General features: G+C 71.4%; 21 protein-coding genes, 1 tRNA gene and 1 riboswitch. Of the genes, 16 read left to right on the top strand and 6 right to left on the bottom strand.

Going from position 1 to position 24,843, the window contains the following annotated elements; all coding sequences use genetic code 11:
- The first annotated feature begins 18 nt into the window (after positions 1-18).
- The 12 genes from ABZ899_RS04905 to ABZ899_RS04850 all read left to right on the top strand — a co-directional run bounded on the left by ABZ899_RS04905 (position 19) and on the right by ABZ899_RS04850 (position 13,896).
- Positions 19-1,512: a serine/threonine-protein kinase gene (locus ABZ899_RS04905; protein WP_361341543.1), complete on the top strand. Its 1,494-nt coding sequence runs from the start codon at positions 19-21 to the stop codon at positions 1,510-1,512.
- 151 nt (positions 1,513-1,663) lie between these two features.
- Positions 1,664-2,302: a SurA N-terminal domain-containing protein gene (locus ABZ899_RS04900; protein ID WP_361340781.1), complete on the top strand. Its 639-nt coding sequence runs from the start codon at positions 1,664-1,666 to the stop codon at positions 2,300-2,302.
- A gap of 58 nt (positions 2,303-2,360) precedes the next feature.
- Entirely contained in the window at positions 2,361-3,338 is a 978-nt protein-coding gene (locus ABZ899_RS04895) for a nucleoside triphosphate pyrophosphohydrolase (RefSeq protein ID WP_361340778.1), read from the top strand.
- 26 nt (positions 3,339-3,364) lie between these two features.
- Positions 3,365-4,660 (top strand): cytochrome P450, encoded by a 1,296-nt coding sequence (locus ABZ899_RS04890; RefSeq protein ID WP_361340776.1) that lies wholly within the window; start codon positions 3,365-3,367, stop codon positions 4,658-4,660.
- A gap of 143 nt (positions 4,661-4,803) precedes the next feature.
- Positions 4,804-5,802: a transglycosylase family protein gene (locus ABZ899_RS04885; protein WP_361340773.1), complete on the top strand. Its 999-nt coding sequence runs from the start codon at positions 4,804-4,806 to the stop codon at positions 5,800-5,802.
- Positions 5,803-6,011: 209 nt separating this feature from the next.
- A riboswitch (cyclic di-AMP (ydaO/yuaA leader) is annotated at positions 6,012-6,204 on the top strand.
- A 4-nt stretch (positions 6,205-6,208) separates the two neighbouring features.
- Positions 6,209-6,886, top strand: coding sequence for a transglycosylase family protein (locus ABZ899_RS04880; RefSeq protein ID WP_361340770.1), 678 nt, complete (start codon positions 6,209-6,211; stop codon positions 6,884-6,886).
- 223 nt (positions 6,887-7,109) lie between these two features.
- Positions 7,110-8,390: a phosphopyruvate hydratase gene (gene eno / locus ABZ899_RS04875; protein WP_361340767.1), complete on the top strand. Its 1,281-nt coding sequence runs from the start codon at positions 7,110-7,112 to the stop codon at positions 8,388-8,390.
- Positions 8,391-8,484: 94 nt separating this feature from the next.
- Complete coding sequence (locus ABZ899_RS04870) at positions 8,485-8,973, top strand: septum formation initiator family protein (RefSeq protein WP_361340764.1); 489 nt, start codon at positions 8,485-8,487, stop codon at positions 8,971-8,973.
- A gap of 10 nt (positions 8,974-8,983) precedes the next feature.
- Positions 8,984-9,517 (top strand): DUF501 domain-containing protein, encoded by a 534-nt coding sequence (locus tag ABZ899_RS04865; protein ID WP_361340762.1) that lies wholly within the window; start codon positions 8,984-8,986, stop codon positions 9,515-9,517.
- Entirely contained in the window at positions 9,514-10,455 is a 942-nt protein-coding gene (locus ABZ899_RS04860; RefSeq protein ID WP_361340759.1) for a Ppx/GppA phosphatase family protein, read from the top strand. The genes ABZ899_RS04865 and ABZ899_RS04860 overlap by 4 nt, the downstream gene beginning before the upstream one ends.
- Before the next feature lie 563 nt (positions 10,456-11,018).
- Positions 11,019-12,407 carry an NAD(P)/FAD-dependent oxidoreductase gene (locus ABZ899_RS04855; protein WP_361340756.1) on the top strand — a complete coding sequence of 463 codons (1,389 nt, stop codon included), beginning with the start codon at positions 11,019-11,021 and terminating at the stop codon, positions 12,405-12,407.
- 190 nt (positions 12,408-12,597) lie between these two features.
- Positions 12,598-13,896 carry a cyclopropane-fatty-acyl-phospholipid synthase family protein gene (locus tag ABZ899_RS04850; RefSeq protein WP_361340753.1) on the top strand — a complete coding sequence of 433 codons (1,299 nt, stop codon included), beginning with the start codon at positions 12,598-12,600 and terminating at the stop codon, positions 13,894-13,896.
- Between the two features lie 76 nt (positions 13,897-13,972).
- On the opposite strand, the gene ABZ899_RS04845 is transcribed toward ABZ899_RS04850, so the two are convergent.
- Both ABZ899_RS04845 and ABZ899_RS04840 read right to left on the bottom strand, forming a co-directional pair.
- Positions 13,973-16,507 carry an FtsX-like permease family protein gene (locus ABZ899_RS04845; protein WP_361340751.1) on the bottom strand — a complete coding sequence of 845 codons (2,535 nt, stop codon included), beginning with the start codon at positions 16,505-16,507 and terminating at the stop codon, positions 13,973-13,975.
- A complete protein-coding gene (locus ABZ899_RS04840; protein WP_361340748.1) occupies positions 16,507-17,277 on the bottom strand; it encodes an ABC transporter ATP-binding protein in 771 nt (256 codons plus the stop codon). Before ABZ899_RS04840 ends, ABZ899_RS04845 begins: the two co-directional genes overlap by 1 nt.
- Before the next feature lie 392 nt (positions 17,278-17,669).
- Here ABZ899_RS04840 and ABZ899_RS04835 point away from each other — a divergent pair.
- Positions 17,670-17,753, top strand: a tRNA-Leu gene (locus ABZ899_RS04835).
- Between the two features lie 293 nt (positions 17,754-18,046).
- Positions 18,047-18,943 carry a Bax inhibitor-1/YccA family protein gene (locus ABZ899_RS04830; RefSeq protein WP_361340746.1) on the top strand — a complete coding sequence of 299 codons (897 nt, stop codon included), beginning with the start codon at positions 18,047-18,049 and terminating at the stop codon, positions 18,941-18,943.
- Positions 18,944-19,033: 90 nt separating this feature from the next.
- On the opposite strand, the gene ABZ899_RS04825 is transcribed toward ABZ899_RS04830, so the two are convergent.
- Positions 19,034-19,264, bottom strand: coding sequence for a DUF4287 domain-containing protein (locus ABZ899_RS04825; protein WP_055624215.1), 231 nt, complete (start codon positions 19,262-19,264; stop codon positions 19,034-19,036).
- A gap of 102 nt (positions 19,265-19,366) precedes the next feature.
- Here ABZ899_RS04825 and ABZ899_RS04820 point away from each other — a divergent pair, with 102 nt between their 5' ends.
- The gene (locus tag ABZ899_RS04820) at positions 19,367-19,678 is read left to right on the top strand and encodes a hypothetical protein (RefSeq protein ID WP_361340743.1); all 312 of its coding nucleotides are present in this window, start codon (positions 19,367-19,369) and stop codon (positions 19,676-19,678) included.
- A gap of 31 nt (positions 19,679-19,709) precedes the next feature.
- Here the strand turns inward: ABZ899_RS04820 and ABZ899_RS04815 are convergent, their stop codons facing one another.
- From ABZ899_RS04815 to ABZ899_RS04805, 3 genes are all read right to left on the bottom strand, one after another.
- Positions 19,710-20,531: a hypothetical protein gene (locus ABZ899_RS04815; RefSeq protein WP_361340740.1), complete on the bottom strand. Its 822-nt coding sequence runs from the start codon at positions 20,529-20,531 to the stop codon at positions 19,710-19,712.
- 283 nt (positions 20,532-20,814) lie between these two features.
- On the bottom strand, positions 20,815-22,035 hold the full coding sequence (locus ABZ899_RS04810; protein WP_361340738.1) for an acetyl-CoA C-acetyltransferase: 1,221 nt from the start codon (positions 22,033-22,035) through the stop codon (positions 20,815-20,817).
- 173 nt (positions 22,036-22,208) lie between these two features.
- Positions 22,209-23,249 (bottom strand): SGNH/GDSL hydrolase family protein, encoded by a 1,041-nt coding sequence (locus tag ABZ899_RS04805; RefSeq protein WP_361340735.1) that lies wholly within the window; start codon positions 23,247-23,249, stop codon positions 22,209-22,211.
- A 159-nt stretch (positions 23,250-23,408) separates the two neighbouring features.
- On the opposite strand from ABZ899_RS04805, the gene ABZ899_RS04800 reads away from it, so the two are divergent.
- The gene (locus tag ABZ899_RS04800; protein ID WP_361340732.1) at positions 23,409-24,797 is read left to right on the top strand and encodes a cystathionine beta-synthase; all 1,389 of its coding nucleotides are present in this window, start codon (positions 23,409-23,411) and stop codon (positions 24,795-24,797) included.
- The last annotated feature ends 46 nt before the right edge of the window (positions 24,798-24,843 follow it).

Below are 24,843 nucleotides of genomic sequence, written 5' to 3'. Positions count from 1 at the left end.
GTCTCCGGCCGCTACGAGCTGTCCACCCTCATCGGGCAGGGCGGCATGGGCCAGGTCTGGACGGCCTACGACCAGCGGCTCGACCGGCGGGTGGCGGTGAAGCTGCTGCGCCCCGACAAGGTGGCCGGGCAGGAGGCGGACGAACTGCGCCGCCGCTTCGTGCGGGAGTGCCGGGTGACCGCGCAGGTCGACCACCCCGGCCTGGTCACCGTGCACGACGCCGGCAGCGAGGGCGAGGAGCTGTTCCTCGTCATGCAGTACGTCGACGGCGTCGACCTCTCCGCCCATCTCGCCGAACGGGAACCGTACCCGTGGCCCTGGGCGGTCGCGGTCGCCGCGCAACTGTGCGCCGTGCTCAGCGCCGTGCACGCGGTGCCGATCGTCCACCGCGACCTCAAGCCGCGCAACGTGATGGTGAAGCAGGACGGCACCGTCACCGTCCTCGACCTGGGCGTCGCCTCCGTCATGGACACCGACACCACCCGCCTCACCCACACCGGCTCCCCGATCGGCTCGCCCGCCTACATGGCCCCCGAGCAGGCGATGGGCGGCGCCGTCGGCCCGTACACCGACCTGTACGCGCTCGGCGTCCTGATGCACGAACTGCTCAGCGGCGACGTGCCGTTCTCCGGCTCGACCGCGCTCGGCGTGCTGCACCGGCACCTGTACGAGACGCCGCAGCCGGTGCGCCGGGCCCGCCCGGAGGTCCCCGAGGCACTGGAGGCGCTGGTCCTGCGCCTGCTGGCCAAGGACCCCCAGCACCGCCCGGCCTCCGCCCAGGAGGTCTACGAGGCCCTGGCGCCACTGCTGCCCGGGCGCGGCACGCCCACCGGGGAACCCCTCGACCCCACCCGCCCCTTCCTGCGCCCCCACGCGCCCTGGCCGGACCGCGCCCGCACCCCCGCGCCCCAGCCGGCACCCGCCGCCCCGGCACCGCCTGCCGACGAGAAGGCCGACGTCGCGCGCGCCGTCGACGAGGTCAAGCGGCTCCTCGGCGAGGGCCGGATCACCCAGGCCGTCGACATCCTCGGCGCCATCCTGCCCGTCGCGGCCGAACAGCACGGCACCCACTCACCGGTCGTGCGTACCCTGCGCAAGCAGTACGCGGCCACGCTCATGGACGACGGCCAGTACCGGCGCGCCCTGCCCGAACTGCGCCGCCTCGCCGACGAACGGGCCTCCGAGGCCGGCCAGGCCGACCCGCAGTCCCTGCGCTTCCGCTACGACGTCGCCCAGTGCCTGGAACAGCTCGGCGAACCGGCGGCCGCCCTCGCCGAGTACCGCGCGCTGCTGCCGTACTACGAGAACCAGTACGTCTCCGGCGACCCCGTGCTCGCCCACGACGTGCGCCGCCGCATCGGGCACCTGCTGCTCGCCCTCGGCGACCGGCCCGCCGCCCACGAGACCCTCGCCCGGCTCCTGATGGACGTCGAGCGCCTGCACGGCCCCGCCCACCCCCTCGCCGCGGAGGTCCGCCGCACCCTGCAGTGGCTGGGCCAGGTGCGCGGCTGACCGCGCGGAGACGGTGGCGCGCCGTGTGACGGGTGCCCGAAGCCCGCGCGAATCGTTGGTCGAATGGGTTGGCCAGAGCTTGCCCACTGCCTACCATCGATCACCGCAAGACTTTGTGCACCGTCGCACAAGCGCCCCTCGGGAGGTCTCCTTGCACCGCCGCCGTCGTACCGCGCTCCTGCTCTCCGCCGCGCTCGCCGCGGCACCTCTGCTCACCGCGTGCGGAAGCGACGCGCATCCGGGCGCGGCCGCCGTCGTCGGAGACCAGCGGATCACCGTCGCCCAACTGGAGAACCGGGTGAGCGAGGTGCGCGACGCCCAGCGCGCGGCCGTCCCCGACGAGGCCGCCTACGCCCAGGTCGTCGCCAAGTCCGGCACCCTCCCGCGCGACGTGCTGCACACCATGGTCCTCGACCGGGTGCTGCACCGGGCCGCCCGCGACCACGGCGTGAGCGTCACCCGCAAGGAGGTCCAGGAGATGCGGGACGGCCTGCAGAAGCAGGTCGGCGGCGCGAAGGCGCTCGAGACGTCCTGGCTCCAGCAGTACGGCGTCCCGCCGCAGCGCCTCGACGACAACCTCCGGCTCCAGCTGGAGGCCCAGAAGCTCGCCACCGCGCTCGGCACCGACACCGGCAAGCCCGCCTTCTGGGACGCGCTGGCGGTGGCCTCCAAGAAGCTCGACATCGACCTCAACCCCCGCTACGGCACGTGGGACGCCCGCCAGAGCGCCCGCACCGACGCCAAGACCCCCTGGCTGCGCGAGGTGACCGCACCGCGGCAGCCGGCGTAGCCGGCCGGTCCGGGGACGGCCGAAGGGCCGCACCCGGGGCGTGGGTTACGTTCGGAGCGTGAACGCAACCAGTCCCGAAGCCGCCCCCGGCCGTATCGTCCTGCTCACCACCAGCCACCGTGTCGCGCCCGGCCTGCTGTCCTGGCCGGCCTGGCAGGCACTGCGCACGGCCGACCGGGTGCTGTGCGCGGACGGCGCGCACCCGCAGCTGCCGTATCTGCGCGAGGCCGGGATCACCGTCGACGAGGCCGCCCCGACCGCCGAGCAACTGGTCGAGGCGTGCTCCGGCGGCCGGACCGCCGTGGTCGTCGCCACCGGCGAGGGCGAGCCCGCGCTCACCGACGGCCTGGCCCGGCTGGCCGGCACCGGCCGGGTGCGGATGCCCGAGCTGGAACTGCTGCCCGCCTCGTACGACCTGCCCGGCGCCCGCCTCCTCGACCTCGTCCAGGTCATGGACCGCATCCGCGCCGAATGCCCCTGGTCCTCCCGGCAGACCCACGAGGGCCTGGCCAAGTACGGCATCGAGGAGGCGTACGAACTGGTCGAGGCGATCGAGGACGGCGACCGCGACGAGCTGCGCGAGGAACTGGGCGACGTCCTGCTCCAGGTCGTCTTCCACGCCCGTATCGCCGAGGAGCACCCCGACGCCCCCTTCTCCGTCGACGACGTCGCCGGCGGCATCGTGGCCAAGCTCATCCACCGCCACCCCCATGTCTTCGGCGACGCGACCGCGACGACCCCCGAGGAGGTCCGCGAGCACTGGCTGCGGACGAAGGCCGAGGAGAAGCGGCGGGAGTCGGTGACCGACGGCATCCCGCTCGGCCAGCCGGGCCTGGCCCTCGCGGCGAAGCTGGCGTCCCGGGTCCGCACGGCCGGCCTGGACGTGCCGCTGCCGGCGGGGGAGGGCGTCGGGTACGACCTGCTCGCCACGGCCGTGCGGGCGGCGGAGGCGGGCGTCGACCCGGAGGCCGCCCTGCGGGTCGCCGCCCGGGCCTACCGGGACGCGGTCCGGGCCGCGGAGGGCGTGTCGGCCTAGGCCGGTACGGCCTATACGGTCGAGGCGTGACCGACCAGCCCCGCTGCCCCGCCTCCGCTCCCGAGCTGTTCACCTGGGAGTTCGCCACCGATCCGTACCCGGCGTACGCGTGGCTGCGCGAGCACGCGCCCGTGCACCGCGCCCGGCTGCCCAGCGGAGTGGAGGCCTGGCTGGTCACCCGGTACGCCGACGCCAAGCAGACGCTCGCCGACAACCGGCTCTCCAAGAACCCGGCCCACCACGCCGAACCGGCCCACGCCAAGGGCCGGACCGGCATCCCCGGTGAGCGCAAGGCCGAGCTGATGACGCATCTGCTGAACATCGACCCGCCGGACCACACCCGGCTGCGGCGGCTGGTCAGCAAGGCGTTCACCCCGCGTCGCGTCGCCGCGTTCGCGCCCCGGGTGCGGGAGCTGACCGACCACCTCATCGACGGGTTCGCCGGGAAGGGGGAGGCCGACCTCATCCACGAGTTCGCCTTCCCGCTGCCCATCTACGCCATCTGCGACCTGCTCGGCGTCCCCCGCGAGGACCAGGACGACTTCCGGGACTGGGCGGGCATGATGATCCGGCACCAGGGCGGGCCCCGCGGCGGGGTCGCCCGGTCCGTGAAGAAGATGCGCGGATATCTGGCCGATCTGATCCACCGCAAGCGCGAAGCCCTCCCCGACGCGCCCACCCCGGACGAGGACCTCATCTCCGGTCTCATCCGCGCCTCCGACCACGGCGAGCACCTCACCGAGAACGAGGCCGCCGCCATGGCCTTCATCCTGCTGTTCGCCGGCTTCGAGACCACCGTCAACCTCATCGGGAACGGCACCTACGCGCTGCTCACCCACCCCGCCCAGCGCGCCCGGCTCCAGGCGTCCCTGGCCGCCCACGACACCGCCCTGCTGGAGACCGGCGTCGAGGAACTGCTGCGCTACGACGGGCCGGTGGAGCTCGCCACCTGGCGGTTCGCCACCGAGCCGCTGACCATCGGCGGGCAGGACATCGCGGCCGGGGACCCCGTCCTGGTCGTCCTGGCCGCCGCCGACCGGGACCCGGAGCGGTTCGCCGACCCCGACGTCCTCGACCTCGGCCGGCGTGACAACCAGCACCTCGGCTACGGCCACGGCATCCACTACTGCCTCGGCGCGCCGCTGGCCCGGCTGGAGGGACAGACGGCCCTCGCCACCCTCCTGACCCGGCTCCCGGACCTCCGACTGGCCACCGACCCGGCCGAGTTGAGGTGGCGTGGCGGGCTCATCATGCGGGGCCTGCGCACCCTGCCGGTGGAGTTCACCCCGGTCGGAGGCGACCGTTCCGCTCCGCAAACGTGACGCGCGCTCACCTCTGTGATCTTCACGTGATCTGCGCGGCATTAACTTGTGACAAGTGATCGTCTGCCTATACGTTCACCCATCAACGAAGGCGCGCGGGTTCTGCGCGCCTTGGTCAGCGCTGTCTCGCGAAAGGTCCACGCATGCTCTCCGGGAACGGTCGTCACCGTCGCCCCCGCCAGGCTCCGGCTCTTCTCGTCGCGGCCGGTGTGACCGGCTCCGCCATCGCCATCCCGCTCCTCGGCGCCACGGGTGCGAGCGCGGCGGACGGCAATGTGTGGGACAAGGTCGCCGACTGCGAGAGCGGCGGCTCCTGGAGCGCGGACACGGGCAACGGGCACTACGGCGGACTCCAGTTGACCCAGGCGGACTGGGAGAAGTTCGGCGGTCTCGACTTCGCCGCCAGCCCGGACCTGGCGAGCCGCTCCCAGCAGATCGCCGTGGCGCAGGACGTCCTCGCTGAGCGCGGGACGGGTCCCTGGGGCACCTGCGCCGTGCTCAACGGGCTCACGAAGAAGTCGGGAGCCATCGACCTCGACACCGGGGTCGCGGGGGACTCCCCGAGCGAGGTGTCCGGGTCGTCCGGCTTGCTCGATTCATCCGAATCCTCTGACTCCTCCGGCGATTCGGCCCCCTCCGGCGACGCGTCGGGCACGCCGAGCGCTTCGGCGGACGACTCATCCGAATCACCCGGCAGCTCCACTTCTTCGCCCTCTTCGGCCTCCAAGGCCGATAAGTCCGGTAAGTCCGAGAGGGCCGGCGCGTCCGGCGGAGCGACGGTCTCGGAGTCGCCGGACAGCTCCCCCGTGGAGACGTTCGAGAGCGGCAACCGGGACAACTCCGGGCAGAGCGCGGGGTCCTGGAGTCTCGTCGACACCGCCTCGATCGAGGACGTGCCGACCGGTTCCGGCCGTCACCGCGGCGCCAGCGCCAAGGAGTCCGCGGCCGCGGACGCCGCCGCCGGCTCCTCCGGCCGCCACGCCTCCTACCGGGTCCGTGCGGGCGACACGCTCGCCTCCATCGCCGACTCCCTTGACGTCCACGGCGGATGGCGCGCGCTGTACGAGGCGAACAAGGCGGCCATCGGTGCCGACGCGAACAGCATCTCCGCCGGTCAGACGCTGGACGTCCCCACCGAATAGCGGCCGAACAGGGCCAAATGAAGCGGCAGTTCACGCCCGGCTTTCGTGGGTAATGTCCGTTTTGAATGGACTGAGAGATAGATCTCAGAAGCCGTGATCGTCTTTGAAAATCCCCGAGCGGCGTGTCTACGGTCGTGATCGCTCGCCACCACAGCGAGCCCCGTCAGCCGTCACGCCGAATCCTGCCGGCGGCCGTACGGGAACAGTCGTCGCGTCAAGCGCCGTAGGCAGGAGCGGGGGACCCAAGGTAAGCGCCGGGTCCGGAAGTCGAGGCCCTTCGGGGCCGGACGGCCGGAACCGGCTTGGGGTGAAGTCGCGCAGCACGCACCAGTGGTGCGCGACCGGGCAACTCAACCGGCCCGAACCCGACAGCTCACCTCGTAGGCGTCGGTGAGGGGATCTCTCCATGCTGTTCTCCAGCAAGAGCAAGCACCGTCGTCCGTCCAAGGCGGCCCGCGCCATCGCCGTCGTCGGCGTCACCGGCGCCGCCGCCGTCGCCGGCCCGCTGATGGCCGCCGGCAGCGCCTCGGCCGCCACCGCCTCCGAGTGGGACGCCGTCGCCCAGTGCGAGTCCGGCGGCAACTGGTCGATCAACACCGGCAACGGCTACTACGGCGGTCTGCAGTTCTCCGCCTCGACCTGGGCGGCCTATGGCGGCACCCAGTACGCCTCCACCGCCGACCAGGCCACCAAGGCCCAGCAGATCGCGATAGCCGAGAAGGTCCTCGCCAGCCAGGGCAAGGGCGCCTGGCCGAACTGCGGCACCGGCCTGTCGGGCGCGGCCTACAACGGCTCCTCCGCCACCGGCGGCGAGCAGAGCACCCGCTCCACCGAGGAGAAGCCGGCCTCCCGCTCCGCCGAGCGTCCGGCCGCCGAGAAGAGCACCAAGACCGTCACCACCCCGACCGGCAAGAAGGTCAAGAAGGGCGACGGCGAGTACAAGGTCGTCAAGGGCGACACCCTCAGCACGATCGCCGCCGACCAGGACGTCAAGGGCGGCTGGGAGAAGCTCTTCAAGCTGAACAAGGACATCGTCCAGGACGCCGACCTGATCTACCCGGGTCAGCAGCTCCACCTCAAGTAGGACCCCCCACAGGCTCCCCGCCCCGGTGCGCGTTCCCCCGTACGCACCGGGGCGGGGTTCTGTGCGTGCAGGGGCCCGGTCTTTGTTCCGTTCGGAAACAATTCGCTCTCGGTTCCGTCCATAGAGCGGTCGACCGCTGGCCGAAGCCCCCGAGCCGGTTAGGCTCGTCTCGCAGCACCCATCGCGGGCTGCGTACAGGCTTCACATCACGAAGGAGATGCTCGTGCCGTCCATCGACGTCGTCGTAGCCCGGGAAATCCTGGACTCCCGAGGCAATCCCACGGTCGAGGTCGAGGTCGGCCTCGACGACGGCAGCACGGGTCGTGCCGCCGTCCCGTCCGGCGCCTCCACCGGCGCCTTCGAGGCCGTCGAGCTGCGCGACGGTGACCCCAACCGCTACCTCGGCAAGGGTGTCGAGAAGGCCGTCCTCGCCGTCATCGAGCAGATCGGCCCGGAGCTCGTCGGCTACGACGCCACCGAGCAGCGCCTGATCGACCAGGCCATGTTCGACCTGGACGCCACCGACAACAAGAGCTCCCTCGGCGCCAACGCCATCCTCGGCGTCTCGCTCGCCGTGGCCCACGCCGCCTCCGAGGCCAGCGACCTGCCGCTGTTCCGCTACCTGGGCGGCCCGAACGCGCACCTGCTGCCGGTGCCGATGATGAACATCCTGAACGGCGGCTCGCACGCCGACTCCAACGTGGACATCCAGGAGTTCATGATCGCCCCGATCGGCGCGGAGTCCTTCTCCGAGGCGCTGCGCTGGGGCGCCGAGGTCTACCACACGCTGAAGAAGGTCCTGAAGAGCAAGGGCCTGGCCACCGGCCTCGGCGACGAGGGCGGCTTCGCCCCGAACCTGGGCTCCAACCGCGAGGCCCTCGACCTCATCCTCGAGGCGATCAACGAGGCCGGCTACGCCCCCGGCGAGCAGATCGCCCTCGCCCTCGACGTGGCCGCCTCCGAGTTCTACAAGGACGGCGTCTACACCTTCGAGGGCAAGGAGCGCTCGGCGGCCGAGATGACCGAGTACTACGCGGAACTCGTCGACGCGTACCCGCTCGTCTCCATCGAGGACCCGCTGTTCGAGGACGACTGGGAGGGCTGGAAGACCATCACCGACAAGCTCGGTGACAAGGTCCAGCTCGTCGGCGACGACCTGTTCGTCACCAACCCCGAGCGCCTCGCCCGCGGCATCGAGGAGGGCGCCGCCAACGCGCTGCTCGTGAAGGTGAACCAGATCGGCTCGCTCACCGAGACCCTGGACGCCGTCGAGCTGGCCCAGCGCAACGGCTTCAAGTGCATGATGTCCCACCGCTCCGGCGAGACCGAGGACGTCACCATCGCCGACCTGGCCGTCGCCACCAACTGCGGCCAGATCAAGACCGGCGCCCCGGCCCGCTCCGAGCGCGTCGCCAAGTACAACCAGCTGCTGCGCATCGAGGAGATCCTCGACGACGCCGCGGTGTACGCAGGCCGCAGCGCGTTCCCGCGCTTCAAGGGCTGAGGCACGCACCCGTAGGAAGCGTCGTACGTACGTCCCCGTACTCGGTCCCGTACCGTGTGCGGGGACGTACGCGCGTTGAGACGGGAGGCGGGACATGGCCGTGAGGGACCGGGACCGGTTCTCCACCGCGACCAGGATCCGGTTGCTCGGGGAGCAGACGGCGGCCCGTGTCTACCGCTCCCAGACCAAGCGGCAGGCCCGGCGCTCCCGGCTCACCGGACGCGCCGCGCTGCTCGCCCTGGTCGTGTGCACCCTCGTCGTGGCCATGGCGTACCCGATAAGGCAGTACGTCTCCCAGCGCGCCGAGATCGCCGACCTCCAGCGCGAGAAGGCCGCGACCGCCCGGCGCGTCGAGGAGCTGCGCGACCTCAAGGCCCGCTGGCAGGACGACGCCTACGCCGAGCAGCAGATCCGGCTGCGCCTGCACTACGTGATGCCCGGGGAGACCGGCTACATCGTCGTCGACCCGGACGCGGCCAAGCAGTCGCGGACCGACCTGGGCGCGGCCCACCGCCCCTGGTACACGAACCTCTGGGAGGGCGTCGACAAGGCCGACGCCGCCCGCAGTGAACAGAACCGATAGAAAGACAGGCATGGAAACGCCCCCGCCGCCCACCCCGCGCACCGAGCCCACCGACGCGGACGTCGAGGCATTCAAGCAGCAGCTCGGCCGCCCCCCGCGCGGGCTGCGCGCGATCGCGCACCGGTGCCCCTGCGGTCAGCCGGACGTGGTCGAGACGGCCCCGCGGCTGCCCGACGGCACCCCCTTCCCGACGCTGTACTACCTGACGTGCCCGAAGGCGTCGTCGGCGATCGGCACGCTGGAGGCCAACGGCGTGATGAAGGAGATGACGGCGCGTCTGGAGAGCGACCCCGAGCTGGCCGCCGCGTACCGCGCGGCGCACGAGGACTACATCCGGCGGCGGGACGAGATCGAGGAGCTGACGGGCTTCCCCAGCGCGGGCGGCATGCCCGACCGCGTGAAGTGCCTGCACGTGCTGGTGGCGCACTCGCTGGCCGCCGGACCCGGCGTCAACCCGCTGGGCGACGAGGCCCTGGCGATGCTGCCGGAGTGGTGGCGCAAGGGCGCCTGCGTGACGCTTCCCGCGAAGGAGGAGGACCGGTGACCCGGGTCGCGGCCGTCGACTGCGGCACCAACTCCATCCGGCTCCTCGTGGCCGACGTGCACCCGGACACCGGTGAACTCGCCGAGCTGGACCGGCGGATGACGATCGTGCGGCTCGGCCAGGGCGTCGACCGCACGGGCCGACTGGCGCCCGAGGCGCTGGAGCGCACCTTCGCCGCCTGCCGCGAGTACGCGGCGGTCATCGCGGAGCACGGCGCCGAGCGGGTGCGCTTCGTCGCCACTTCCGCGTCCCGGGACGCCGAGAACCGCGACGAGTTCGTCCGCGGGGTCGTGGACATCCTGGGGGTCGAGCCCGAGGTCGTCAGCGGCGACCAGGAGGCCGAGTTCTCCTTCACCGGCGCGACGCGCGAACTGACCGGACGGGCCGACCTGAAGCGGCCGTACCTGGTCGTGGACATCGGCGGCGGCTCGACCGAGTTCGTCGTCGGCGAGGAGCACGTGCGCGCCGCGCGCTCCGTGGACGTGGGCTGCGTCCGGATGACGGAGCGTCATCTGGTCCGGGACGGCGTCGTCTCCGACCCGCCCTCCGCCGCGCAGATCGCGGCCATACGGGCCGACATCGAGGCGGCCCTGGACCTCGTCGAGGAGACGGTGCCGCTGCGCGAGGCGCGGACGCTGGTCGGGCTGGCCGGTTCGGTGACCACGGTGGCGGCGATCGCGCAGGACCTGCCGGAGTACGACTCGGCCCGCATCCACCACTCCCGGGTCAGCCGGGACCGGGTCCGGGAGATCACCGAGTGGCTGCTGCGCTCCACGCACGCGGAACGGGCGGCCGTGCCGTCCATGCACCCGGGCCGGGTGGACGTCATCGCGGCGGGCGCCCTGGTGCTGCTGGCGATCATGGAACGCGTCGACGCCGAGGAGGTCGTGGTCAGCGAGCACGACATCCTGGACGGCATCGCGTGGTCGCTGGTGTGATCCGCTCGCGCGCTCGGGTGTGACGCGCCCGAGTCGAGGCGCCCGGCCGCGGTCCGCTCCTGGGCGCTCCGCGCCCACCTCTTCCGGCCGCCCCCCGGAGCACCGGGACTCGATCCCCCGTCGGTGAACGGCGCTGGTCAACAGCCTCCGCTGAGCGGACGGCGGCACGGGTGAGCGGGTCCGAGGGGGGCTCGCGGGCCGGTCCGGGCACGGGCGCGGAGAAAGTTCGTGAAGTTCTTCACAAGGAATTCCGCCAAGTCCGGGGGTGAGGAGGGGCCGGATGGCCGTTCCGAGGGGTGAACAGGCCCTTGAACATGTTCAGATGATCGGTGTAAGCAGGTCTTCGACGGGCCGTCCCGCACGCTGTTCCGACCCCCTCACGCGAGGCTTCCCGAGGCAGAGAGGCAGCTCACGCGGCATGGACAACGGGTCGTGCCGGAACCGGGTTCCCGATCGGGACCATGACCTGCGTCACGCGGGCCGGGGAGTGTAGCACAGCCCCTGCAAGAGCTTGTGAAGGGGCGCACGAGCGACCCCCCTGAGGCGGGTGGATACTCGATGCCATGAGCACCACGGAGCGTCCCAGGATCCTCGTAGTAGGCGGTGGGTACGTAGGCCTGTACGCAGCTCGGCGCATTCTCAAGAAGATGCGCTACGGCGAGGCGACCGTCACGGTCGTCGACCCCCGGTCGTACATGACCTACCAGCCCTTCCTCCCCGAAACCGCCGCCGGCAGCATCTCCCCGCGCCACGTCGTCGTCCCGCTGCGACGCGTGTTGCCGAAGGCGGAGGTCCTCACCGGCCGGGTCACCACCATCGATCAGGACCGCAAGGTCGCCACGATCGCCCCGCTGGTCGGCGAGGCGTACGAGCTGCCCTTCGACTACCTGGTCATCGCGATGGGCGCGGTCTCCCGCACCTTCCCGATCCCCGGCCTCGCCGAGCAGGGCATCGGCATGAAGGGCATCGAGGAGGCCATCGGCCTGCGCAACCACGTGCTGGAGCAGCTGGACAAGGCCGACTCCACCACCGACGAGGAGATCCGCCGCAAGGCGCTCACCTTCGTCTTCGTCGGCGGCGGCTTCGCCGGTGCCGAGACGATCGGCGAGGTCGAGGACATGGCCCGCGACGCGGCCAAGTACTACTCCAGCGTCAAGCGCGAGGACATGCGGTTCATCCTCGTCGACGCCGCCGACAAGATCCTCCCCGAGGTCGGCCCCAAGCTCGGCCAGTACGGCAAGGAGCACCTGGAGGCCCGCGGGGTCGAGGTCTACCTCTCCACCTCCATGGACTCCTGCGTCGACGGCCACGTCGTGCTGAAGAACGGGCTCGAGGTCGACTCCAACACGATCGTCTGGACGGCCGGCGTCAAGCCCAACCCGGCGCTCTCCCGCTTCGGCCTGCCCCTCGGCCCGCGCGGCCACGTCGACTGCGAGCCGACCCTCCAGGTCACCGGCACCGACTACATCTGGGCCGCCGGCGACAACGCCCAGGTCCCTGACCTCGTCGGCCGCAAGGCCGGCAACCCCAACGCCTGGTGCCCGCCGAACGCCCAGCACGCGCTGCGCCAGGCCAAGGTCCTCGGCGACAACGTGATCTCCGGTATGCGGGGCTTCCCGCAGAAGGAGTACAGCCACGCCAACAAGGGCGCGGTCGCGGGCCTCGGCCTGCACAAGGGCGTGGCGATGATCGTCATGGGCAAGATGAAGATCAAGCTCAAGGGACGTCTCGCCTGGTACATGCACCGTGGCTACCACGGTCTGGCGATGCCGACGTTCAACCGCAAGATCCGCGTCTTCGCCGACTGGACCCTCGGCATGTTCCTCAAGCGCGAGGTCGTGTCGCTCGGCGCCCTGGAGACTCCGCGCGAGGAGTTCTACGAGGCCGCCAAGCCCGCTCCGGTGCCCGCCGCGAGCGCAGCCGACAAGGGCGAGAAGGCCAAGGCCTCCTGACCCTCCCGGTTCCCCACCGGCCTCCGGGCCGGCCGAAGGACCTCCCGCCATCCGTGGTGCGGGAGGTCCTTCGGTGTTTGCGGACTCCGTAACGGTTGTTTGCCCAGCCGTGACGAGCGTGGGGGACTGCGCACGCCCCCCTCAGGTGTTTACGTGGTGTTGGACATTCCGGGATTCGGAGGTGTGCGCCATGGCTGACGCCGCGCTGCGGCTGCAGGTCCTTCTCGAAAAACTGCTGGGAACGCCCCTCCCGGTGCGCATCCGCGCCTGGGACGGCTCCCTTGCGGGGCCGCCGGGGGCCCCGGCGCTCGTCGTCCACAACCGCCGTGCCGTGCGCCGCCTGCTCTACAGGCCCGGCGAACTCGGCCTGGCACGCGCCTGGGTGGCCGGGGACCTGGACATCGAGGGCGACCTCTACACCACGCTCGAGCTGCTCGCCGGACTGGTGTGGGAGCGCGACGACGACGCGCGGGGCCCGCTGGAGATCCTGCGCGACCCCGAGGCGCGCGCCGCCGTCCGGGGGCTGGTGCGGCTCGGCGGGCTCCCGCTGCCGCCCGCGCTCCCGCCGGAGGAGGTGCGCCGGCCCCGGCACCTGCACACCAGACGCACCGACAAACGGGCCATCAGCCACCACTACGACGTGGGCAACGACTTCTACGAACTCGTCCTCGGCCCGTCCATGGTGTACTCCTGCGCCTACTGGCAGGCCCCGCCCCCCGAGGGCACCCTCGAGGACGCCCAGCGCGACAAGCTCGACCTGGTCTGCCGCAAGCTCGGCCTGAAAGCCGGCATGCGGCTGCTCGACGTCGGTTGCGGCTGGGGCTCGATGGCCGTGCACGCCGCCCGCGAGTACGGGGTGGACGTCGTCGGCATCACCCTCTCCCAGGAGCAGGCGGCGTACGCCCGCAAGCGCGTCGCCGACGAGGGCCTGACGGACAAGGTGGAGATCCGCGTCCAGGACTACCGGGACGTCGCCGACGGCCCGTACGACGCCGTCTCCTCCATCGGCATGGCCGAGCACGTCGGCGCCGAGCGGTACCTGGAGTACGCCGACGTGCTGCACGCGCTGCTCAAGCCCGGCGGACGGCTGCTCAACCACCAGATCGGGCGCCGCCCGCATCGCGACGAATCCTCCTACGAGGTCGACGAGTTCATCGACGCCTACGTCTTCCCGGACGGCGAGCTCCAGCCGGTCGGCGTGACCGTCGCGCAGTTGGAACGCGCCGGGTTCGAGGTGCGGGACGTCGAGGCGCTGCGCGAGCACTACGCCCTGACGCTGCGCCGGTGGGTCGCCAACCTGGAGGACCACTGGGACCGGGCGGTCCGGCTCACCAGTCCGGGGCGGGCCCGTGTCTGGCGGCTCTACATGGCCGCGTCCGCGCTGGCGTTCGAGCGCAACCGCATCGGGGTCAACCAGGTGCTGGCCGTGCGCACGCCCGACTCCGGTGCCTCCGGTATGCCGCTGCGCGCCCGCGTGTGGGGCGGCTGAGCCGGACACCGACGACGAAGGGCCGGGCCCCGTGGCGGGGGCCCGGCCCTCTTCCGTGCCGGCCGGTCACGTACGGCTACTCGGCCTTGATCGCGTTGAGCATGTTCAGCCGTGCCGCGTTGCGGGCCGGCCACATCGCGGCCAGGACGCCGACCAGGCCGGCCAGCACCAGGAAGATCCCGATCCGGTCCCAGGGCAGGACCAGGGCGTACCCCGGCACCTGGTCCGCGAAGGTCTCGCCGATCGCCCAGCCGAGGAACGCGCCGAGACCGACGCCGACCACCGCGCCGAACACCGAGATGACGACGGCCTCCAGACGCACCATCCGCTTCACCCGGCGCCGGTCGAGACCGATCGCGCGGAGCATGCCGATCTCCTGCTGCCGCTCGAACACCGACATCGCCAGGGTGTTGACGACGCCCAGCACCGCGATGATCAGCGCCATCGCCAGCAGGCCGTACATGATGTTCAGCAGGGTGTTGATGGCGCCGCCGAACTCGTCGCGGATGTCCTGCCGGTCCATGACCGTGATCGCCGGGTTGTCGCCCAGCGCGTCGATGAGGACCTTCTCGTTCGCCGAGGTCTGCCCGCCGTCGATCTTCACGAAGATCTGCTGGATGGACGGGCGGGTCTCGTGCGGTTCCACGACCTCGGTGTCCACGAGGACGGGCGAGAGGAACTCGCTGTCCTTGAAGACGGCACCGACGGTCAGGGTGTCCTTCTTGTCGTCGCCGAAGGTGACGGGGACGCTCTCGCCGGGCTTCCAGCCCTTGCTCCTGGCCGTCTTCTCGGCGACGGCGATCTGCCCGTCGGCGAGGGTGCCGATGTCACCGCTGACCACGTCGACCTTCAGGACCCGCCCGATGTCGCCCGGCGTCACCGCCGAGGCGGAGACGAAGTCGTCGCCGTCGGCCTGGAAGTACACGCTCTGCTGGGGCGAGACCGCCGAGACGCCCTCGGCCTTCTCCAGCGCCGCCAGCGCGGACCGGTCGAGGTCCCCGCCGTTGGCCATCGAGACCATGTAGTCGGCCTTGATGTTGTCCGTGGTCATCTTGTCGATGGCCGTGCCGACCGTGATGCCGAGCACCGACAGACCGGTCACCAGCGTCAGCCCGATCGCCAGCGCCGAGGCGGTGGCCCCGGTGCGGCGCGGGTTGCGGACCGCGTTCTGGCCGGCCAGCTTGCCGGCCACCCCGAACGGGCCGGCGAGCAGCGGGCGGACGAGCGCGATCACGGGCCGGGAGAGCAGCGGGATCAGGATGATCACGCCGATCAGCGCGAGGAACGCGCCCGCCCCGATGTACATGCGGCCGTCGTCGCCGCCGGTCGAGGCGCCCAGCACGATGCCGGTGGCCCCGAGTGCGGTGATGGCCGCGCCGATGGAGTTGCGCAGCACGAGCGACTTGGTGGTGGCCACGGCGTGGACGCTGTTCATGGCGGCCACCGGCGGGATCTTCGCGGCTCGGCGGCCGGGCAGCCAGGCGGCGAGCATCGTGATCAGCACACCGACGGCGACCGCGGCGATCACCGGAGTGGCGGACAGGATCAGCGGACCGTCGGGGATCTTCATCTCGAACGCGGCCATGCCGGAGCGCAGCCCGACCGCCAGCCCGACGCCGAGGGCGAAACCGATCAGGGAGGCGACCAGACCCACGAGCGCGGCCTCGGCGAGCACCGAGCGGCTGATCTGCCGCCGGGAGGCGCCGACGGCGCGCATCAGGGCGATCTCCTTCGTGCGCTGGGCGACCAGCATCGTGAAGGTGTTCGAGATCAGGAAGATCCCGACGAACAGCGCGATGCCGGCGAAGCCCAGCAGGACCTGCTTGAGGTTTCCCATGCCCTGCTCGATCTGATCGGCCTGCTCGTCGGCGAGCGCCTGGCCGGTACGGGCCTCGGCGTTGTCCGGCAGCAGCGGCTTCACGGCGTCCAGGATCTTCGCGTCGGACGCGCCGGGGGCGGCGGTGAGGGTGACGCTCTCGAAGTAGCCGGGCTGGAGGTACTGCTTCTGGGCGACGGCCGTGTCGAAGAGGACGAGGCTGCCGCCGGCGTTCACGGCGCCGTCCTCGGTGGTGAAGACCCCGCTGAGGGTGAACTCCTTCACCGGGCCGTTGGTCGCGACGCGCACCCGGTCGCCGACCTGGTACTCACCCTTGGTCGCGGACTCCTCGTCCAGGGCGACCTGGTCGTCCTTCACCGGTCCCGAACCCTCGGTGAAGGTGTAGGCGGCGTCCTCGCCGTCCTTGCCGGGGGCGAAGTTGGAGCCCTTGTTGGACCAGCCGACGCCGATCAGCTTCCCGTCGGGGTCGGCGACCCCGGCGAAGCCCTCGACGCGGCCGTGGGCGGCGGCGACGCCGTCGACGGCGGTCAGCCGGTCGAGCGTCTTCTGGGAGAGACCGGGCTCCTCCTCGGGGTTGTCCGGGTCGGCGTGCGAGGTGACGGCGACGGCGACGTCGTCGTAGCTCTTCGCCGACTGGTTGCGGAAGGCGTTGGAGAGCGTGTCGGCGAAGACCAGCGTGCCGGAGACGAACGCGACGCCGAGCATGACGGCGAGCACGGTCATCAGCAGGCGGGCCTTGTGCGCCAGTACGTTGCGCAGGGCGGTGCGGAACATCAGGAGGTGCGGCCCTTCGCGTCGAACTGCTTCATGAAGTCCAGGACGTTGTCCGCGGTGGGCCTGTGCATCTCGTCGACGATCCGGCCGTCGGCGAGGAAGACCACACGGTCGGCGTAGGAGGCGGCGACCGGGTCGTGGGTCACCATGACCACCGTCTGGCCCATCTCGCGCACGGAGTTGCGCAGGAAGCCGAGCACCTCGGCGCCCGAGCGCGAGTCGAGGTTGCCGGTCGGCTCGTCACCGAAGATGATCTCGGGCCGGGAGGCGAGGGCGCGGGCCACGGCGACGCGCTGCTGCTGGCCGCCGGAGAGCTGGGCGGGGCGGTGCCGGAGCCGGTCGGAGAGGCCGACCATGCCGATCACCCGGTCCAGCCACTCCTTGTCCGGCTTGCGGCCCGCGATGTCCATGGGGAGCGTGATGTTCTCCAGCGCCGTGAGCGTCGGCAGCAGGTTGAAGGCCTGGAAGATGAAGCCGATCTTGTCCCGGCGCAGCTGGGTGAGCTGCTTGTCCTTCAGGGAGCCCAGCTCGGTGTCGCCGATGCGCACCGATCCGGAGGAGAAGGTGTCCAGGCCCGCCACGCAGTGCATCAGCGTCGACTTGCCGGAACCGGACGGGCCCATGATCGCGGTGAACTCGGCCCGCCGGAACTCGACGGAGACCCGGTCGAGGGCGACCACCTGGGTCTCGCCCTGTCCGTAGATCTTCGACAGATCCGTGGCGCGTGCGGCCACGGCGGTGGCGCGGCCGGCGATGGATGCGGTGGTCACGAGAGGGACGCTCCTGGGGGGTGACGGTGTGTACGAAGGACACGTCCATCCTCCCGGCCGTATCGGGGCGTGTAGTCCATCGCTGTTCCGGTTCCGGGGGCAGCCTGCGGACGGACCGGAGGCGGCCGCGTCATACCTGAGGATGACGGGCGCCCGCAGGGAGCGGGCCGCGCGAGAACAGGTGGGGCGTCCTTGTTCGGACGGTGAAATTCCGTCATTCCGCATACGGCGCCGGTGCCCGCACGCAACGCTATTGGCAAGTGCGGATGGCCCGGTCCGCGGGCTGATGCTCCCTCAGACGCCAATAAAACAAGACAACATCGGCCCGCCCGGGCCCTGTTCGGGAGACGGCTCCCGATAGGCTCAGGACTTCGATGCGGAGCCCATGGCCTGCCCAGATGGTGGAATGCAGACACGGCGAGCTTAAACCTCGCTGCCCCTTCGCGGGCGTGCCGGTTCAAGTCCGGCTCTGGGCACTTTCCGATCTTCCTCGTCCCCGTCTCCGGTCCCGGCGGCACACCGCGCCGGGTGAGGCGCGTCCCGCCGTGAACCCCCGGACGGGTGTCCGTCGCCCGGGTGATCTCCGTCAGGTTCCGGGCACGTTCCAGTCTGGTCATGAAGGCGCCCGGTCATGGCCGGGAATCACCCGGACGCGTAGCGTGTTGGCCAGCACGAAGAGGGAAAGATCCTCCCCAGGTATTAGGGTCGATCCTTTGCCAATCCATTACTCTTGAGCCAAGGCCGCGCACGGTGGCCATGGAGGAGTGAAATGAGGAGCAGCAACCCGGTCTTCTCGCGACGGGGGTTCAGCCGCGACAACGGCTACGCGGGCTTCAACGCCGCGCCGCAGGCCGGGGGCGCCGCTGTCGGCACGCAGGGCAACCCCTACGCCCAGCCGCAGGCCGGCAACCCGTACGCGCAGAACCCTTACGCGCAGCAGGACCTTCAGCACGGGGCGCCGCCGCAGGCCCCCGCCACCACCGGCCGCATGACGATGGACGACGTCCTCATGCGCACCGGCACCACGCTCGGTGTTCTGATCGTCACGGCGGCCCTCGCCTGGGCCACGCTGCCCGTCGACGACGCGAACATCAGCCGGTCCTACGGCATCGCCATCGGCGCCGGCCTCATCGGCATGGTGCTGGGGCTCGTCCAGTCCTTCAAGCGCAAGGCCTCGCCCGCGCTGATCCTGGCCTACGCCGCGTTCGAGGGCGTGTTCCTCGGCGTCGTGTCCAGCGTCGTGGACAACCGCATCGCCAGCGGTGCGGCCATGCAGGCGGTGCTCGGCACCATGGCGGTCTTCGTCGCGGTCCTGGTGGCCTACAAGGCCGGCTGGATCCGGGTGAACCGGCGCTTCGTCGGCTTCGTGATGGCGGCCGCGCTCGGCTTCATCGTGCTGATGGCGATCAACCTGCTGTTCGCGGTGTTCGGCGGCGGTGACGGCCTCGGCTTCCGCAGCGGCCCGCTCGGCATCCTCTTCGGCGTCATCGGCATCCTGCTCGGCGCCTGCTTCCTCGCCCTGGACTTCAAGCAGGTCGAGGACGGCATCGCCTACGGCGCGCCGCGCGAGGAGTCCTGGCTGGCGGCCTTCGGCCTGACGCTGACGCTGGTCTGGATCTACATGGAGTTCCTGCGCATCATCGCGATCCTCAACAGCAACGACTAGTCGCCGACGGTCGTACGCGGAAGGGCCCCGGGTTCCCACCCGGGGCCCTTCGCGTGGTCGTGGCGCGTGTACCTGCCCTGGCCGGCGGCCTCAGAGCAGATTGCGCGCGGCCCTCCTCAGGTCGTACTCGTGGATGATCGCCTTCGCGTGGCCGTACGCGAGGTTGTGCTCGTGGCGGAGCCAGCTGACCTTCTCCTCGAAGTTGAAGAGAGCGGGGCCTTCTTCGACGGCACGGAGCCAGTCGGACACTTCACGACCGGTGCAATGGGGGATACGGGCGAGCAGGTTGCGATGGGTCTCCTCGGAGAAGACTTGGGACATCGGCGCCTCCGAACGCAGGGGATGTAAGCCGGTCCTTCAGGTCACCGTGCCTGAGCGTCGGCCCGTTGGCAACAGTGCCGCCGCGGCGCGTAGGTTGGGGTCGTGGTTGATACGACGCCCCTGACCCGTGCCGTGGATCACTTCGCCGATCGTCTGAGGGCCGCTCCGCAGAGCCGGCTGCAGCGCGGGGCGGCGAGCGAAGCCCTGGGCCTGGCGCGGGAGTTGTCCCGGCGGGCGCAGCTGCTGGAGGACCCGGAGGCCGAGCCCCGGGAGATGCCGGACGCCGGCATGTTCGCCGCGGCGGACCAGATCACCGTCGCCGTGCACGATCTGGCCGTCGTCCTGAGCGCCGACGACGAGGTCGAGGACGCGGTGCGGCTGGTGGAGGAGGCGCAGAAGCGCGCGGGGGTCTGAGAGCGGGCCCGGACCACCCGGACCACCCGGCCTACAGGGACGCTATGACCCGGTCGGCCAGGATGTAGACGTTGTCGTCACCGCAGGCGAAGGTCAGGGTGTACGCCCCGGAGACACCCGAGCCGCCGAGCAGGACCGGCGTCTCGCCGGCGCGCAGGGCCGCCGCCAGCCGCTCGGCCGTCTCCCGGTGACCCGGCGTCATGCACAGCGTGGTGCCGTCGGCGAACACGTACACGTCCAGCGTGCCCAGCGGGCCGGGACGGACGTCCGTCAGCCCGATGGCCGAGGCGGCCAGGTCCTCCAGGGTGGCCACGGTGCGCTCATGGTCGTTCACGACCGGCGACTGCACCGGCACGAAGTCCGGGTGGGAGGGGTGCCGGCGGCGGGCGGCGGCCAGCTCGGGCGACTCCGTCGGGGTGCCCGGCTGCACGAGGTCCTTGGGGGTGAGCTCGTCGGCGTCCGCGGCCGGCTCGGCGACCGGTTCCAGGTGGTCGAGGCCCGCGAGGTCGGCCTGCCGGGGCAGGAACAGCTCACTGTCGGCCAGGCCCAGCAGCGTGGGGCCGTCGGAGCCGTCCCGGGCCTCCTGCGCGGCCCAGAAGGCACGCGCCTCGGCCAGTTCACGCTCCCGCTCCTCGGCGAGGGCCTCGGCGACGGCGGCGCGTATCTCCTCCGCGTCGGCGGAGAGCCGGGCCTGCGGGACGCGGCCGGCGGTCCGCGCGGCGTTGCCCCGGGCGAGCTCGGTGTGCAGGGCCGCGACCTGTCGACGCAGCACCATGAGGGTGCGCAGGACGGCGACGCCCACGGCGCCGGTGGCGGCCGTGATGAGCAGCAGGGCGATCGGCATGGCGCTCACTGACGTACTCCCGGTTCAAAGTCGACCCCCGACTTCCTACATCAGCTTGAAGGGCGGACCATCCAGCTGTCAGTGCGTAACGTCACGAACCGGACAGGCCTTTGGGTCGGGGGACGGGTGGTGCAACGGCTCTGAGCTGCGTGAATACCCCCAGCGAAGGAGATAGGTCACATCCTGGGGGAGATTGGATCACAAATCGGCCCAGAACCAAGGGGTTTCCCGGGTTCTGGGCCGACGGCTCACACTCGGTCGTGAGGCGACTACGCAGGGGTCGCCGACGGGGTCAGCTGAGGCGCTCGATGACCATGGCCATGCCCTGGCCGCCGCCCACGCACATCGTCTCCAGACCGAACTGCTTGTCGTGGAACTGGAGGGAGTTGATGAGCGTGCCGGTGATGCGGGCGCCGGTCATGCCGAAGGGGTGGCCGACCGCGATGGCACCGCCGTTGACGTTCAGCTTCTCCAGCGGGATGCCGAGGTCGCGGTAGGAGGGGATCACCTGCGCGGCGAACGCCTCGTTGATCTCGACCAGGTCGATGTCGTCGATGGTCAGGCCGGCGCGGCGCAGCGCCTGCTGGGACGCCTCGACCGGGCCGAGGCCCATGATCTCGGGGGACAGGCCCGAGACACCGGTGGAGACGATGCGGGCGAGCGGGGTGAGGCCGAGCTCGCGGGCCTTGGTGTCCGACATGACGACGACGGCGGCGGCGCCGTCGTTCAGCGGGCAGCAGTTGGCGGCGGTGACGAGGCCGTCGGGGCGGAAGACGGGCTTGAGGCCCTGCACGCCCTCCAGGGTGACGCCCGCGCGGGGGCCGTCGTCCTTGCTGACCACGGTGCCGTCGGGGAGGGTCACCGGGGTGATCTCGCGCTCCCAGAAGCCGTTCTTGATGGCTTCCTCGGCGAGGTTCTGCGAGCGGACGCCGAACTCGTCCATGTCCTGCCGGGTGACGCCCTTCCAGCGGGCGAGGTTCTCGGCGGTCTGGCCCATCGCGATGTAGGCGTCCGGCACCAGGCCGTCCTCACGCGGGTCGTGCCAGGTGGTGCCCTCCTGCTGGGCGACCTCGGCGGTGCGGGCCTCCGCCTCGGCGAAGAACGGGTTGTGCGTGTCGGGCAGGGAGTCGGAGTTGCCCTTGGTGAAGCGGGAGACCGTCTCGACGCCGGCCGAGATGAAGACGTCGCCCTCGCCGGCCTTGATGGCGTGCAGGGCCATCCGGCTCGTCTGCAGCGACGAGGAACAGTAACGGGTGACCGTGCAGCCAGGCAGGTGGTCCATTCCCATCTGCACGGCGACGATCCGGCCGAGGTTGTTGCCCTGCTCGCCGCCGGGCAGGCCGCAGCCGAGCATCAGGTCGTCGATGTCGCGCGGGTCCAGCTCGGGCACCTTGGCGAGGGCGGCCTGGATGATCGTGGCGGTGAGGTCGTCGGGACGGAGGTCCTTCAGGGAGCCCTTGAAGGCGCGGCCGATGGGGGAGCGGGCGGTCGAGACGATGACGGCTTCGGGCATCACGGCTCCAGTCGAAGGGCGCGGCGCGCGGCGCCTCCTTGCGGGGGCGTCGGCGGAGGGTGCGCATACCGGTGGGTCGGGCAGGGCTGTGAGGGAAGTTACCCGTCCGTACCCGGAGGGTCACGGGTATCGGGGTGTGACCCTGACCGCAATTGTCTAAGCGCTTGCTTGGCTCACGGGGCCTCGCGTACGCCGGACGAGCCGGCCGGCGACGGCTCCGCCTCTCCCAGCCTGCGCCTGCGCCGGCGCTTGAGCAGCGCCCAGGGCCCCTTCGGGCCGGTCGGCATCGCCGCCGTGACCTCCGTGCCGGCCTCCGAAGCGGCCTCGGCGGCGGCCCGGGCGACCGGCAGGAAGCCCTCGCGGCGGGTGACATCGGGGCGCTCCTCCTCCGCCGGCCACAGGCCGAGCGCCGCGCACACCGTCGGCAGGACCGCCATCGCGGCGGTCGCGTACCCCTCCGCGGAGGGGTGGTAGTGGTCGGGGCCGAACAGCTCGCGCGGGTTCGCCTCGAACTCCGGGCCCAGCAGATCGCCCAGCGACACCGTGCGCCCGCCCTGCTCGACCACGCCGATGGTCTGGGCGGCCGCCAGCTGACGCGAGGCCCGCCGGGCGAGCCACCGCAGCGGCTGCTGCACCGGCTCGATCGTGCCCAGGTCCGGACAGGTGCCGACGACGACCTCCGCGCCGGCCGTGCGCAGCCGCCGGACCGCCGAGGACAGGTGCCGGACGGAACGCGTCGGCGGCATCCGGTGGGTGACGTCGTTGGCGCCGACCATGATCACGCAGACGTCGGGCGGCGCGGCGGAGTCCGCGAGCACCAGGGCCACCTGGCGGTCCAGATCGTCGGACCGGGCCCCCGGCAGCGCCACGTTGCGCAGCACCACCGGGCGTTCCGCCACCGCGGCCAGCCCCGAGGCCAGCAGCGCCCCCGGGGTCTGCCCCGCCCGGTGCACGCCCTGCCCGGCGGCGGTCGAGTCGCCCAGCAGCGTCAGGCGCAGCGCGGTCTCACCCGGGGCGTCGTAGTGGCGGCCGTAGCGGCCGTCGGCGTTCGGGACGTGGTCGGTCGTGCCGTTGCCGACGTGGCGCCTGGCCATCCGCACCTCGGCGAGCAGCAGGCCGACGGTCGCCGCGCCCGCCAGACCGATACCGCCCCCGCCGTACGCGGCGCCCGCCGCGATCCGTCGGGCCACCCGTGCCCTGGACATGCTCGTCATGCGTCGCCGCCACCTCCTCATAGCCGTACATCAACTGATTGCCCCGCACGGACGGTGGCCCAATCCCCACGGCGAGTGAACGACCTTCACGGGTCTCGTGCAGGCCATAGGCTGGCGGAACCACTACGACCGCATCTTTTGCAGCATCCGGAGACAACGGTGCATTTCCACGACTCGATGATCAGCCTCGTCGGCAACACCCCGCTGGTGAGGCTCAACCACGTGACCAAGGGCATCCAGGCCACCGTCCTGGCCAAGGTCGAGTACTTCAACCCGGGCGGCTCCGTGAAGGACCGCATCGCCCTGCGCATGATCGAGGCGGCGGAGCAGTGCGGGGAGCTGAAGCCCGGGGGGACCATCGTCGAGCCCACCAGCGGCAACACCGGGGTCGGGCTGGCCATCGTTGCCCAGCAGAAGGGGTACAAGTGCATCTTCGTGTGCCCCGACAAGGTGAGCACCGACAAGATCAACGTGCTGCGCGCGTACGGCGCCGAGGTCGTCGTCTGCCCGACCGCCGTCGATCCCGAGCACCCCGACTCGTACTACAACGTCTCCGACCGGCTGGTGCGCGAGACGCCCGGGGCGTGGAAGCCGGACCAGTACTCCAACCCGAACAACCCGCTCTCCCACTACCACTCGACCGGCCCCGAGCTGTGGGAGCAGACCGAGGGGAAGATCACCCACTTCGTGGCGGGCGTCGGCACCGGCGGCACCATCTCCGGCACCGGCCGCTACCTGAAGGACGCCAGCGACGGCAAGGTCAAGGTCATCGGCGCCGACCCCGAGGGCTCGGTGTACTCCGGCGGCTCCGGCCGGCCGTACCTGGTCGAGGGCGTCGGTGAGGACTTCTGGCCGAGCGCCTACGACCGGACGGTGGCCGACGAGATCGTGCCGGTGTCCGACAAGGACTCCTTCCAGATGACCCGGCGCCTCGCCAAGGAGGAGGGCCTGCTCGTCGGCGGCTCCTGCGGCATGGCGGTCGTCGGCGCGCTGCGGGTGGCCGAGCGGCTCGGCCCGGACGACGTCGTCGTGGTCCTGCTGCCGGACAGCGGCCGCGGCTACCTCAGCAAGATCTTCAACGACGAGTGGATGGCCGACTACGGCTTCCTGGAGGACGAGGGCCCCAGCGCCCGCGTCGCCGACGTCCTCAACGACAAGGAGCACGGCGCCATCCCGTCCCTCGTCCACATGCACCCCGACGAGACGGTCGGCGAGGCCATCGAGGTGCTGCGCGAGTACGGCGTCTCGCAGATGCCGATCGTCAAGCCGGGCGCCGGTCACCCCGACGTCATGGCCGCCGAGGTCGTGGGCTCCGTCGTGGAGCGCGAGCTCCTGGACGCCCTGTTCACCAAGAGGGCCTCGCTGGAGGACCCGCTGGAGAAGCACATGTCGGCCCCGCTGCCGCAGGTCGGCTCCGGCGAGCCGGTCGGCGACCTGATGTCGGTGCTGGGCGCCGCGGACGCCGCGATCGTGCTCGTCGAGGGCAAGCCGACCGGGGTCGTCAGCCGGCAGGACCTGCTGGCCTTCCTGGCCAAGGGCGGGAAGTAGCGGCGGATCCACGGCGAACGGGCCGGGCCGGCGGCGAACGTGCGGT

This window comes from Streptomyces sp. NPDC046859 (genome assembly GCF_040645135.1).
Lineage (GTDB): Bacteria > Actinomycetota > Actinomycetes > Streptomycetales > Streptomycetaceae > Streptomyces.
The sequence above is the reverse complement of the archived record's forward strand: the minus strand, read 5'-3'. Positions and strand labels throughout refer to the sequence as shown.

What these genes read in the sequence shown, in the direction of transcription:
- ABZ899_RS04855 (WP_361340756.1), top strand. Translation starts at nt 11,019, where the DNA reads ATGAGCACCACGGAGCGTCCCAGGATCCTCGTAGTAGGCGGTGGGTAC.
- ABZ899_RS04885 (WP_361340773.1), top strand. Translation starts at nt 4,804, where the DNA reads ATGCTCTCCGGGAACGGTCGTCACCGTCGCCCCCGCCAGGCTCCGGCT.
- ABZ899_RS04880 (WP_361340770.1), top strand. Translation starts at nt 6,209, where the DNA reads ATGCTGTTCTCCAGCAAGAGCAAGCACCGTCGTCCGTCCAAGGCGGCC.
- ABZ899_RS04850 (WP_361340753.1), top strand. Translation starts at nt 12,598, where the DNA reads ATGGCTGACGCCGCGCTGCGGCTGCAGGTCCTTCTCGAAAAACTGCTG.
- ABZ899_RS04805 (WP_361340735.1), bottom strand. Translation starts at nt 23,249, where the DNA reads ATGACGAGCATGTCCAGGGCACGGGTGGCCCGACGGATCGCGGCGGGC.
- ABZ899_RS04825 (WP_055624215.1), bottom strand. Translation starts at nt 19,264, where the DNA reads ATGTCCCAAGTCTTCTCCGAGGAGACCCATCGCAACCTGCTCGCCCGT.
- ABZ899_RS04830 (WP_361340746.1), top strand. Translation starts at nt 18,047, where the DNA reads ATGAGGAGCAGCAACCCGGTCTTCTCGCGACGGGGGTTCAGCCGCGAC.
- ABZ899_RS04845 (WP_361340751.1), bottom strand. Translation starts at nt 16,507, where the DNA reads ATGTTCCGCACCGCCCTGCGCAACGTACTGGCGCACAAGGCCCGCCTG.
- ABZ899_RS04870 (WP_361340764.1), top strand. Translation starts at nt 8,485, where the DNA reads ATGGCCGTGAGGGACCGGGACCGGTTCTCCACCGCGACCAGGATCCGG.
- ABZ899_RS04865 (WP_361340762.1), top strand. Translation starts at nt 8,984, where the DNA reads ATGGAAACGCCCCCGCCGCCCACCCCGCGCACCGAGCCCACCGACGCG.
- ABZ899_RS04810 (WP_361340738.1), bottom strand. Translation starts at nt 22,035, where the DNA reads ATGCCCGAAGCCGTCATCGTCTCGACCGCCCGCTCCCCCATCGGCCGC.